We start from the raw sequence: 12820 nt of genomic DNA on the forward strand, positions 1-12820 counted from the left end.
TAAATTTTTAAAAAACCTATTGACATTGCTTTTAAAAAGATATATAATATAATTGGATATAAGTAAATATTTATTTAAGAGTGCCAATATAGGTTTATGTTATCACTTTTGTTTTGTTATGTCAATAAAAAAGACATTTGTTGCTAAGCAAATGTCTTTTTCTTATGTACTATCCATTTCTATAAAGGATAATAATATTCTTTATTCTAATAATTTGTAAGAACATAATCCATTCGTTTACACCCAATGGCAGAAGCAACTGAACTACATTTTGCTCTCAATAGATAGAATATATTCTTATCTTTAATATCACTCAATGTTTCAAAATTTGCTTGTCCTTTACTTATAATAAGATCTGCCTTACTAAATTCCCTTTTAAATGTACCTGAGCAATCTTTTAAAATCGTTCCTTGTGCAGAATGACCATTGTCAATAACATTTACCATATCTACAACGCCTGTGCTTATTGCATCATCCATAGTCGCATCATTAACTATTGGACCTCCTTTCACCACATAAGTAACTTTGCTTGTTGGAAGTCTCTCTAATAGAAATTTATCAAATATGATTTCACCGGAGTTATCAGCAATATACATAATATTATCTGCCTTTTTTACGGCTTCTCGAAGAGCTGCTGTTCCCGTACCAAATATACTATGTTTAATGCTATCCTCAACAGATTTAACAATATCTGAAGGCTCTAACTTTAATCCAGCTGAAAAATCTATAATATTTCCTGCAATAGCCAACCTACAGGCCATATCGAAGGGATCTTCTGCCTTATCCAACCATTTTTCTCCAATAATCCTATAATAAATCTCTTTAGCAATTTCATTGTATTGTTCCTTCAATCTTTTATATGGATCATTAATCCCAGTAATATTCTTAGCATGTTGATGCATCCTAAAAGCTATTTCAGGTGCTGTTTCATTGAAATCCATTTCTCCTAATTCTTTTAAAGATCTTTTTATTATTTCTTCTTGCATTGCAATATTACTCGTCGCTTCTTCAGCTATTTCTACTGCTTGTCTAGCAAGACAGCTAATACATTCACGTGATATTTTCATATATTTGTCTCCTAACGATGATATTTGGTAAACCTTTTTCTCATATTCCCTTCTCTAAAATTTCTATAGATGTTATATAATAATATCCTTTAGGAGGATTATCTAAAGCATCTTTATCAGAAGTAAATATATAGTCTTCTCCTAAATACTTAGCTGCTATACATAAATGGCAAATTCCTATACCCATGTCTATTTGATTCAGCCTATTATATATAATTCCCTTGATTAAATTTGATTTAACACAATATGCATGAATCTTATTTTTATCTACTTTAAAATACCAAGGTTGGCTATTTACTGCAGATGGTGCCAGACGAACTGCCTCTAGCAATTCATCTTTTCCTCCATTATTTCTTATTTCTGCAATTGCTTTTCTCTTAAACTCTGATAGATTATCTCTATGTATATTCTCTGCTGGTTTCCCAAATGCTAAAGCAATAATATAATTTAATTTAGATTCATTTGCTATTTCCTTCTTAGGTTGCGTCAACCCTGCCCAACAGCTCCCTATTCCATTAGCTGATAAAAACAAGTCCACTTGTTGAAGCATAAATCCTGCATTTGTTATATGCTTTTCTTTCTCTTCAGAATATACTAGGAGATAGTAAGGTGCTTTAATAGGAAATAAATTTCTAACTACTTCTCCTGTTACAATTTTCATTTGAACTTCTATATTTTCATACATAGGCTTTAGATCGCTAATATAATCTAAAAGCTCTTGAAGAATATTATTATCAAGTGATGATAAGTCATATTTCCTAATAGATTTCCTTTTGAAGATTATGTCGTAAAAATTGTTATAATCCACTCCTATCTCTCCTTCTTTATACATTTTAAAGTTTAAGATTCTCGTTTCGCACCCATCCAATTACTCCATCCTTTTTTACTAGAGTTATTTCATTAGCCTTTTCTATGATTGAAACTATACCGCCTTTTTCTGCATCGATAAAGTAATCGGTACAATCATAGCACCTTATACCATCTTCAGCTTTAAAAATTTTATCATTCCTAATTAAAAGATTATGACCTGAAGATACATGCTTACAAAGGCTAAACTCTTCTCCTTCTTTAAGTATATCAATTAGATTATCAATCCACGTAATTTGAATAGTATTCTTATTTGAATATTGAGTTTTTATTATCTCTCCTTTTAATAAATCATCTGCCGAATCAAAAGTAATATTATCACCATCTATAATTAGTGCATTTAGCTGACCCTCTGTCTTTATGGCATTTCCGCCATCTATACTTATAATCTTTTGCTTTTCATTTATAATGAGATTACAGCAACCTTTTTCTATTCCATAGTTTGCTGTTGGCCAATGCCCCACTACAACATATTTTGAAAAAACCAATTTTTCATTCATAAAGGCATCTCGTTTTATGACCTTATTTATCTCATTCTTTTCTAAATCTTCAGTTGTAATGCCAGCGTGAGCAAATATATAATCCTCTGTTTCAATTATATGTGGTAATTTCTCTAAGTAATCTAACTCCATAACAAAATTCGTCCTTAGTTGTTCATTAATAAAACTCATGTCTGATTTTTCATTAACTTCAATAGAAAGAACCTTACACATCTCATTTAATATGCTATTCTTTCTAAACAACATATATTTTAGGAGACTGTCATTATCAACTTCATACTTTATGTCTTCCCACAAAACATCACAGTTTCCTGTGACTACATAAACTTCTTGTTCATTAGATAGCTGAATAATATATCTTAAAGTTTCTAAACTATTTTCACCTTTTTCAATTAAATCTCCAACCAAAATCAAAACATCATCTTTTGTATAATTAACTTTCTCTAATAGCTTTTTAAAGAGCTTTAGCTTCCCATGTATATCACTTATGACGATAATTCTCCTATTTTTATAAAGAGTAACCTTTTCGACTTTAGCTTTCATTTAGCCATCTCCTAACATTCAAGTATTTTTATCATTTTATATTACTTTAACTTACTATATTAATAGGATTAATGCTAAAAAACCTATTTAATAATGATTATACCTTATCTAAAGTAACTTAGAATAATAATTTTTATTGAACAGCAAAATTCTCTATGCTATATTTAAGATAGCATATATTTAAGAGGAATAAGATAGATGAAATTAAGCTAAATCTACAGGAATGGCATAAAAAACAAGCAATCAATAATTTTAATAATACATGGGATTTAATTGATACAACTGATAGGATTAGAGAAGATAATATAAAAATGATACACACAGCTCATGCTTCGAGATTTCATTGGAGTGAGATTGGAGCTCCTATTTAATTTGCAATATCAGTTTTAATTATTTTCGCAAAATCTTATCCATTGCTTTTCCCTTTGCTAATTCATCAATCAGTTTATCTAAATAGCGAATTTCCTGCATAGTTGGCTCTTGGATATCTTCCACTCGGATACCGCAGACCACACCTTTGATTAAAGCCCGGGAAGGATTCAGTTGGGGTGCTTCCGCAAAGAATGTCTCAAGGTCTATCTGTTTTTCCAGTTGCATTTCCAACTCTTTCTGGCTATATCCTGTCAACCAACGAATGATTTCATCAACTTCTGTTTTCGTACGTCCTTTTTTCTCTGCCTTAGTAACATAAAGGGGATAGACCCTTGCTACACTCATTGTATATATATTATGTTTGGTCATGATACGTCCTCCCTTGCACGATTTTCTTTATTATATCATGAAGAATAATCAAGTTAAAGAAAAGCCGCCTTTGTTTTTTACCCATAAATCAACTTATTCTGTTTTAATGGTTTCTGTAAGAGAAACCGTATCAGTTTGACTCGCAAAAATTATTTAAGGGATATTTCTAAGATATGAGAAATTTTAGTACTTGCTGATTAAAGTCCTTAGCCTCTTCATATGCCCCATGTCCAAGACCTTTATACAAAATCAGTCTGCTTTTATCTATTCTCTCAGCCATTTCCTTGCTTGCATTTTCTCCTACAACTTTATCGCTATCACCGCCTATTACTAAAGTAGAGCATTTGATTTTATCTAATTCATCATAAGCATTATGATGAAGACACGCATTGGCCTGAACAATGAATCTGTTAAAATTTTTTGGTTTCCCAAATTTTGTGACAATGGGATAAAAAGCCCTATATTTCTTAAGTTTATCCTCTGTAAAGGTTTTTTCCATAGTATCTATAATTAGATTTCTATAATCATTATTCTCAGCCAATGTTATCCAATTTTTTATAGCTTTCTGCATAATATCATTTTGCTTCGAAACAGATACCCCTATAACGAGTTTATCTACCATTTCAGGGTAATCAATAGCAAAGTATTGAGATATCATCCCTCCTTGTGAAATACCCATTATATAAGCATTTTTTATGCCTAGGTTCTTCATGGCAATCTTTTGATCTTCTGCCATATCTCTAGTTGAATATCCTTCTTCAATATGATTCTTTCTACTAAAAACATATACTTTATATTCCTTAGCAAATAGTTTATACATCATTGCAAGCAATATTTTTGTTCCTTTGACAGTTTTTAATCCATCTCCTAATCCTGGTATAATAATAAAAGATTTTTGTCCCCTACCAAATGCGATATAATCCATATCCGTTCTACCGACCTTTACCTTCCCCTCTTCTGCTCCATAAAACATTATAATATCCCCCTCATTTAATAATATAATCCCTTTCTTAGGATTTCAACATACTTCCTAAGTTCTTCCATATAACAGTCCTTAATATCATTGATATTAGTATATTGATCTGCTTCTTTAATAAATTTTTCATTAAGCCCCTCTAGAACCCACTTTATAATATTTAAAACCCTTTCCTTTTCCCACTTTGATTCTGGTATTTCAGCACATTCCATGAGGCTTACATCACTATAAATTCATTGTCTCGATGATTTCTTCTTCAATTCCTTCAATCCAATCACGTGGAATATTTTCCTTGTTTATCAATGCCAACATTACTGCTATATCTGCTATTTTTGATAGTTTATACCAATCATCAGGTAATGTCCTTTGGCTCATAGCGTTATAGCCCTTAGCAAAATTACTTTTTATTTTATCATCTATATATTGAGAATAATTCTCTCTACTTCTAAAAAGTTTCCCAATATCATAATAACACGGCACGGAAAAACAATATTCAAAATCAATAAACCATGGTGATTCATATACATCTATAAGAATATTGGAGGGGATAAAATCCCCATGACAGAATACATTTTTTTCAGATATTCGCTCTATTAAGTGGCGATTAGCATCTATGAAATGTCCTAAATCTCGCTTTACTTTTTCATTCAAATGTCTTCCTGGCATTCCATCAAGAAAAAATTCATATTGATTTTGAAATTGTATTATTTGATTCTTAATACATAAATCAACATTTAATAATGCCGTACAAGTGTATTCCTTCCCATGTAGTAACGCAAGCATGCTTCCAACTTTATAGGCAACATCGTTTGAAAAACCTTTGTTTTTGGACACATATTCTCTTAATGTAAATCCGTCAATGTATTGAAAAATCGCATAAGTATTATCAATTATGGCCTTACTGTTATCAAAATGTAGTACCTCGGGAACTTTAATAATATTGTGAGCGTACTTATAGGCTGCTATTTCAATATCGCTATGGTCATTATCTTTAGGATAAACTTTAAGTAAATACTTTTTGTTTCTAGCTTCAATTATATAATTGCTTGTACTCATTCCAGCTATAATTGGGACTATATTTTGAATTAGAAGTCGGTTATTATATTTAGAAAAAATAGCATGAATGCTTTCTGTGTCTACAGATTCAAAATCAAATAATCTATAGTTATTTTGTGACATGTAATCACCTCACCTAATATAAATAATCATTACTTCAACATTGTTTACTAGTTCGTCATAACTAGTCTACTGATATACGGCAATTATATCATAATTTAGAAAACTACACCTAATAATTAAATGTAGTTTTCAACTATATCCTTTTGGAACAGTAATTTCTAGTAGCTTGCAGAAGTTCCTTAATGTATTCTTTACCATCTCTTATGATACACTTACCGAATCATTGCTTTCCAATTCCTTTCGTATCTATATTCTACGTCTGGCTTGAACATCTATTTCAGTCGTATAGCTTTCATTCTTTCAGCCTCCATTATCTTTATTAAAATTTCTTTTCTACTCTTATTAGTCTCTCAGGATTCATTTATGCATAGATATGATTCCATGTCTCCAAACTCAATTTTTTATGATACACACCTTATTTTTTTGCATAAAAATAAGGCATCCTAGTTAAAAGACACCTTAATAAACCTTACCTAATATAGCAAGATAATTATTTATAATGTTTAAAGATATTTATTACCACCAACCACCACCGCCACCAAAATAAATACTTAAAGCATTATATGGTATCGTAACTTCTCATCAACATCTATTATTATATCATCATTTCATGCACTAATGTTTAACCATCCGATAATTGTAATATTGACGTACTTGCTCAAAAAATTTTAAACTTAAAGATAATTTAATATAACTTTTATTTTATAAAAATTATATGTTAATTTTATAATTAATTTATTCAAGACATTAGTTTTCTAGCTATAAATTTTAATACCTTTTTCTAATACATCTGCAAAACATTGAATAGATGGACCAAGGGTTTCTAACCATTGTTTAGTAGATTCATCATTTTTAAAATGTAAGGGTTCTTTTCTTATTTCTATAACTTTTTCTAAAACACTAGAATCTGAACATAAATTATTTTCTAAAGCCCACTCGCCAGCTGATGTTTTCCCAATAATCTTCCCAGTTTCTAATGTATATAAACATCTAGCTATATCTAACATCCAGCCTGCTGAATATAAGCTTTGGTCTGTTTTTACAGCATAAGTTCTTATTGTATTATAATGACCTTTGATTGCTGATATAACTTCTTCCTTCTCTGGATAATCAACTAAGTCTCTGATATCTAATCCGTAAATTAACTTCCCATTATCTAACAGTTCAATGGTAGAAAAAACATCTAAGTAATATTGTTCTGTTATCCTTTGACCACTTGTTCCCCAATAAACAACTTTGTCATCTTTCTTACCTAAAAATTTATCTAATGTTAGTATGCCACCTTCAAACAATCTATAATATGGATTTTGTGGTTCCTTTACTAAAAGAGCTTGGCGTAAATTTAATAATTCGTTTGCTTGTTCTGCAGAAATTTGTTTTTCAACTAGACATAAAATATCAATATCACTCCACCCTAATTTAAAATCATTAAATAGTATGGACCCATATAAATAGATGGATGGATTATTATTAGATAAAATGTGAACTATAGATTCTACCATTATGTTAATACTCTTTTCCATAAATATTCCCCCTTATATTGCATTATCCTCAAAAGACTTATCATAAATTTAAATTTAGATTATAGATATTTTCCAATACCCACGATAGCATTAAGCCGTAAAATTTATAGAATGCGAGTCAACTTAACTTGATGCAATGTTTGTTTTACTTAACTATATAAATAAAATTAACTACTTCTTCTTTGCTATAATTGTGAACTCTCCTGGTACATTTTCATTTGTCCAAGATGGATGTTCATCAAATCTATTAAGAATAAATCCATTTTCAATAACTGCATTAATGATTTCGCTAATGGTATATTTCCTATAACTACATAAAGGCATATGTCTGCGAATCTCATCGGGAAAAAATCTTGCATGAGCCATTTTACCTTCAAATACATCTGTTGAAAAATAACTCATTGTTGGTTGTTCTAACTCTAGAATATCTGATACCTTTTGAAATGGATGAAAATCACTGCAAATCATTCTTCCATTTGGCTTTAAAAGCTGATACATTATTTTCATAAATTGATCAATATCATGAAAATAATGTAGAACGCCTCCTTCCATAAAAACCACATCAAAATATTCTTCATATTTGTTCATGTCAATTTCCAGTACATCACCAACTACAAAATCAACATCAACATTAGCTTCATCTGCAACTTCAAGTGCATACCTTTTATTATCCTCTGAAATATCAAAGATTGTAACTTCTGAACCTAAAATTGCTAATGGAATTGCTTTTTTACCACATGAACCGCAAATATTAGCAATTTTAACACCTTCATACGTATCAAAATAGCGCACATATCTTTTTAACATTTTCATCGGATTTTCTAAATCTTTCCTAGCTCTATCAGATGGTTTTCCCGAAGTATTTACCCAAAAATCATATGCACTATATTCCCAAGCCTTTTTATTTTGTTCACTATAACCTATCATATAACCTTGTATGATATAGTCAGTGACTAAAATCATACTCTCCTTTCTTTTTATTATTATTTATCCATTATAATGGAATTAGACACTGTGGACTTTTTATTTAACCCTATAGCTTGACTATTCTAAGGAGTGTATTACCACTGTCTTATTTAAATCATTTATAGTTGGATAAGTTTTAAACTTTTATCTCCCGCAAGGCTATGAGAATAAGACTAGGTGGATCAAAACAGTCGTCAAATTATTATTAAGGACGTGGTTCTATGATTTATGTTGGCATTGATATTGCCAAACAAAAACACTTTGCCGCTGCTATGACTGCTGATGGTGAAGTCTTAATTCAACCTTTTGGTTTTACTAATGATTCGGAAGGTTTCTCTTTGTTAGTGTCCAAACTCAAGATCCTTGATCAGGAAAATTTTCTAATTGGACTTGAATCAACTTCTCATTATGGAGAAAACCTTATTTGTTATCTTTACAATATGGGTTATCATATTGCTGTTATCAACCCTATCCAAACTGCTACTTTAAGAAAGTCAAATATTCGTAAAACTAAGACTGATAAGGTTGATACCATCTTAATTATTAAATCAATGATTTTAAACAACCATAGGATTTTTACCAAGGCTGACATTGATTCAATTCGTCTAAAAAGCCTTTGTCGTTTTAGAGAAAAAACTAAAAAGTCTAAAGCAAGACTTAAGATTCAACTCGTATCGTATGTTGATATTATCTTTCCAGAACTACAATACTTTTTTAAATCTGGCATTCACATCAACACTTGTTATGAGCTACTTAAAAGACATTCCAATCCAAATGATATAGCTGCCTTACACCTTACTTATTTAGGTAATCTTCTTAAAAAGGCTTCCCACAGCCGTTTTGGTAAAGAAGAAGCTATTGCTTTAAAAGGTCTGGCTAAATCATCTGTAGCACTGGTGATGCCTATTTATTTATTCAAATAACCCAAACCATCTCTCAAATTGAGTTATTGGAAAAGCAAATTAATGAACTAGATGAATCCATTAAATCGATTATGATTGAATTGGATTCTGTAATCTTGACTGTTCCTGGTATTGGATTTCTTAACGGTGCTATGATTCTTGGTGAAATCGGTGATATCCTAGATTTTCCAATCCTTCAAAGCTTTTAGCATATGCCGGCTTGGATCCTACTGTTAACCAATCTGGTGAATTTAATGCTAAGACCACCAGAATGTCAAAGCGTGGTTCAAAGTTACTGCGTTATGCATTAATAAATGCTGCTTGGAATGTTTCCTTAAATAACAAAACATTCAATGACTATTTTATGCTTAAAAAATCCCAAGGTAACAACCATTATGCAGCTCTTGGTCATGTTGCTCATAAATTGGTTCGTGTAATTTTTAAAATACTAAAAGATAATGTTGCTTTCAATTTAGACTAAAATCACCTTATTTTAAATCCTATATCTGATAGGTTTATTTGAGTGCGCCTATTTTAGGAGAATTATTTAATTACATATTGTCAAGAATTTTTGCTTGACAATTCATAGTTGGTCTCCTTAATAAATTGGAATTTACCAACGCTCCATATTTTTGCAATGTTTTTCTAAATATACTTTCTTTAATTCTTCAGGTGAAATAGAATAACAAAGCATTATGTCATTAAAGTACATTAGAACATCGCATAATTCCTCTACAAAATGCTTCCTTGTCTCTTCATTATCCACAATCTGATTATCACCTTTTTTCTTGATTATATCCGCAACTTCACCTGCCTCAATCATCATCCATAATAATTGATTACGACCTTTATCTGGTGACAATATACCCCATTTATCCTTATACTTTTCCTGTAATTGCCTTTGAATTTTTTGCATCTCATTTAGCCCAAAAACATCCATATCATATTCCTCCATAAAATTACTATTTATTAGGCGTTGAACAAGTAACCTTTGTGTCGCAATTTTCTACTTATGTATACTATATAAATGATATATACAACAAACTAAGGATATTCGTTTGTTTAATCCTTTGATATTCATTTTTTGAATTACATTCAATATAACATTTAATTTTATTTAAATCAACATTTTGATTCGTGGAAAAATTCTATCCCTTTATCGCCAATAATCAATCCCTGCTAAAAGAATATTATCATCTAATGATTCATTCTCTTCTTGATATTCAAATAGCAAACATAATACTTGCTGATGCCAAGTCTTATATATATATAATTTTTCTTCTAATGTTGCAGCATCTTCTAAATCTACTTCATTATTACTTTGAAGTATTATAAAGTCCATAGTATCATAATCTTTATTCCTTAATACCATTTCAATTCTTGATATTTCCCGCTGAATATACTTAGTTTGTACTTCTATTAACTCTTTCTCTACACTTAATTTCATGCTATATTCCTTCTTTTCCTTGTTATTATTGTTTTCTATATTACAATTAAAGTATTTCTCTCTATATTCATATCCCTACTATCCATTATTTTTGTCCATTAATGATTTATGTCTCTTATTCTACCTTATTTTAGATATATAAAAAGACAACCTACTATTAGATTGCCTTTAACTAAACTACTCTTCTTATCTTCTCTATTTCCCTATCCTTTAGATATAAAATAAATTCTGCCCTTTTACTTAAATCTATTAGATTTGGTTTTAGAGTTATTTGTGGTATGGTTCACCTTTCATTATCCTCCATCCCCTATATATCTGTTCAAGTAATATAAGCCTCATTAACTGATGAGGAAATGTCATCTTTGAGAAGGATAGTTTGAAATTACTTCTATTCATCACATCTATAGATAATCCTAGAGATCCTCCTATAACAAAGGTAATATCATTTATTCCATTTATCATTAGATCTGCCATCTTCTCAGATAGCTCCTCCGATGATAGTTGCTTGCCTTCTATGGCTAAGGCAATAACAAAGGAATTTTGAGGAATCTTTCCTAATATCCTTTCTCCTTCCTTAGTCTTCACTATTTCCATTTCCTTTTCAGATAAATTCTCTGGTGCTTTTTCATCATCTATCTCTATAATATCCAAAGAGCAATACCTTGATAATCTCTTTGTGAATTCTTTAATACCTTCTTGTATATATTTTTCTTTTATCTTTCCTACTGCAACAATTCTAATATTCATAGCAATCCTACTTTCATTTCAAATATATTTTTGTTTATTTTTATCTTATCATAAATTATCTAAAACTTTCATCTTTGTATATCTAGAATTCCATTTATTCAAATAAATATTAAAAGGCTGTATACTTTTATATACAGCCCTTTAATCCCTTTTTATTATCTAAAATTAATTCAAAACTGCCACACTTCAGAAGTTTTAATGTCCTAAATTGTTCTTTGTCCTTTGTTAATCGTCAATTGATGTTACTCTAACATATTATCTCTAAAAAATACTATCATCCCATAATTTGCAAGTATTTCCATAAATTGATCATGGGTTGAACCTTCTAAAGCTTTCATTTGAGCGTTGTCTTGATATCTTCTTTCATTTTTCTCTATCTCTTCTTCAAATATCTCTAATGCTTCTTCTCTTGTTTCTAGGTTTTTTAGCAAATCTATGTACCTATCATATTCCCTAGATAACTCATCAATTATAAATTGATCTAATTCAGGGTAACGATTTACATATTCTTTCAATACCTCTTCCTTGCTTCTAATTTTAAACATATTAACACCCTTTCCTCTGTTAAAGTAATATTTAATTACTACCCAAAATTATACTAAATATTCAGCTTCATATCCAGCCCTTTACTTCTTCTAATAATTTAAAATTAGTTAAATCATAGTGAAGAGGAGTTACTGTTACATATCCTTGTTGTAAATAGTATCTGTCTGTATCTTCTTCTATTTCTGTTTCCTTTCTGCCCTTTAGCTTTAGAATCTTCTCTCCTTTTTCATTATGATCCATAAAATAATAATCGTAAATTACGCCTCCAATTTTACAAACCTTTATTCCCAATATATCGTCTTCCTCTTTATATGGAGTATTTATATTTAAAACTAAATTAGATTTACTCAGTTTATCTTTGGAATCTTCTAATATTTTCTTTGCATATTTAGCTGCTATATCAAATTTTGCATTCCCGTCTACTAATTCAGCCGATACTGCTATAGATGGTATTTTATAAATATTGGCTTCAATAGCAGCAGATACTGTACCAGAATATAATATATCCATACCTGAGTTTAGCCCTATGTTTATACCTGAAAAAACCATGTCTATTGGTCCATCTGTTAAAATCTCTAATCCAGCTCTAACACAATCGGCTGGTGTTCCCGATATACTATAGGCTTTAGATTTCAATCCTTCTAACTGTACTTCTTTAACTACTAAAGGTTGAAATAATGTAATTGCATGGCTCTGTGCTGATCTTTGAATCTCAGGTGCCACTATAATAACTTCATGATCCTTTTCTAATTCTTTAGCCAAAGTATATATGCCTTCTGCCATTATTCCATCGTCATTTGTTAATAAAATTCGCAT

16 protein-coding genes are annotated in these 12820 nt (G+C 30.2%); 2 read left to right on the plus strand and 14 right to left on the minus strand.

Annotated elements, in window-relative coordinates:
* Positions 1-206: 206 nt before the first annotated feature.
* From KQI38_RS04875 to KQI38_RS04915, 9 genes are all read right to left on the minus strand, one after another.
* Positions 207-1067, minus strand: a complete 861-nt coding sequence (locus KQI38_RS04875; RefSeq protein ID WP_216556503.1) for a damage-control phosphatase ARMT1 family protein — start codon at positions 1065-1067, stop codon at positions 207-209.
* 40 nt (positions 1068-1107) lie between these two features.
* Positions 1108-1875, minus strand: coding sequence for a nitroreductase family protein (locus KQI38_RS04880; protein WP_216556505.1), 768 nt, complete (start codon positions 1873-1875; stop codon positions 1108-1110).
* Positions 1876-1900: 25 nt separating this feature from the next.
* The gene (locus tag KQI38_RS04885; protein ID WP_216556507.1) at positions 1901-2977 is read right to left on the minus strand and encodes a metallophosphoesterase; all 1077 of its coding nucleotides are present in this window, start codon (positions 2975-2977) and stop codon (positions 1901-1903) included.
* Positions 2978-3367: 390 nt separating this feature from the next.
* Positions 3368-3718, minus strand: a complete 351-nt coding sequence (locus KQI38_RS04890) for a DUF2200 domain-containing protein (protein WP_216556509.1) — start codon at positions 3716-3718, stop codon at positions 3368-3370.
* A 166-nt stretch (positions 3719-3884) separates the two neighbouring features.
* Complete coding sequence (locus KQI38_RS04895; protein WP_216556511.1) at positions 3885-4691, minus strand: alpha/beta fold hydrolase; 807 nt, start codon at positions 4689-4691, stop codon at positions 3885-3887.
* A gap of 17 nt (positions 4692-4708) precedes the next feature.
* Positions 4709-4906: a hypothetical protein gene (locus KQI38_RS04900; protein WP_216556513.1), complete on the minus strand. Its 198-nt coding sequence runs from the start codon at positions 4904-4906 to the stop codon at positions 4709-4711.
* Positions 4907-4919: 13 nt separating this feature from the next.
* Positions 4920-5873, minus strand: coding sequence for an aminoglycoside phosphotransferase family protein (locus KQI38_RS04905; protein WP_216556516.1), 954 nt, complete (start codon positions 5871-5873; stop codon positions 4920-4922).
* 755 nt (positions 5874-6628) lie between these two features.
* Positions 6629-7396: an aminoglycoside adenylyltransferase domain-containing protein gene (locus KQI38_RS04910; protein ID WP_216556518.1), complete on the minus strand. Its 768-nt coding sequence runs from the start codon at positions 7394-7396 to the stop codon at positions 6629-6631.
* 171 nt (positions 7397-7567) lie between these two features.
* Positions 7568-8359 (minus strand): class I SAM-dependent methyltransferase, encoded by a 792-nt coding sequence (locus tag KQI38_RS04915; protein ID WP_216556521.1) that lies wholly within the window; start codon positions 8357-8359, stop codon positions 7568-7570.
* A 224-nt stretch (positions 8360-8583) separates the two neighbouring features.
* Here KQI38_RS04915 and KQI38_RS04920 point away from each other — a divergent pair, with 224 nt between their 5' ends.
* Both KQI38_RS04920 and KQI38_RS04925 read left to right on the plus strand, forming a co-directional pair.
* On the plus strand, positions 8584-9285 hold the full coding sequence (locus KQI38_RS04920; RefSeq protein ID WP_216556522.1) for an IS110 family transposase: 702 nt from the start codon (positions 8584-8586) through the stop codon (positions 9283-9285).
* A 199-nt stretch (positions 9286-9484) separates the two neighbouring features.
* Positions 9485-9745 (plus strand): transposase, encoded by a 261-nt coding sequence (locus KQI38_RS04925; protein WP_216556524.1) that lies wholly within the window; start codon positions 9485-9487, stop codon positions 9743-9745.
* Between the two features lie 132 nt (positions 9746-9877).
* Here the strand turns inward: KQI38_RS04925 and KQI38_RS04930 are convergent, their stop codons facing one another.
* The 5 genes from KQI38_RS04930 to surE all read right to left on the minus strand — a co-directional run bounded on the left by KQI38_RS04930 (position 9878) and on the right by surE (position 12820).
* On the minus strand, positions 9878-10204 hold the full coding sequence (locus tag KQI38_RS04930) for a MazG nucleotide pyrophosphohydrolase domain-containing protein (RefSeq protein ID WP_216556525.1): 327 nt from the start codon (positions 10202-10204) through the stop codon (positions 9878-9880).
* A 216-nt stretch (positions 10205-10420) separates the two neighbouring features.
* Positions 10421-10711 (minus strand): hypothetical protein, encoded by a 291-nt coding sequence (locus KQI38_RS04935; RefSeq protein ID WP_216556527.1) that lies wholly within the window; start codon positions 10709-10711, stop codon positions 10421-10423.
* Positions 10712-10978: 267 nt separating this feature from the next.
* Positions 10979-11458, minus strand: a complete 480-nt coding sequence (gene rlmH / locus KQI38_RS04940; protein ID WP_216556529.1) for a 23S rRNA (pseudouridine(1915)-N(3))-methyltransferase RlmH — start codon at positions 11456-11458, stop codon at positions 10979-10981.
* A 242-nt stretch (positions 11459-11700) separates the two neighbouring features.
* Positions 11701-12003 carry a hypothetical protein gene (locus KQI38_RS04945; protein ID WP_094903824.1) on the minus strand — a complete coding sequence of 101 codons (303 nt, stop codon included), beginning with the start codon at positions 12001-12003 and terminating at the stop codon, positions 11701-11703.
* Between the two features lie 67 nt (positions 12004-12070).
* Positions 12071-12820, minus strand: coding sequence for a 5'/3'-nucleotidase SurE (surE, locus tag KQI38_RS04950; protein WP_216556531.1), 750 nt, complete (start codon positions 12818-12820; stop codon positions 12071-12073).

It is taken from the genome of Tissierella carlieri, assembly GCF_018917285.1.
Classification (GTDB): domain Bacteria; phylum Bacillota; class Clostridia; order Tissierellales; family Tissierellaceae; genus Tissierella; species Tissierella carlieri.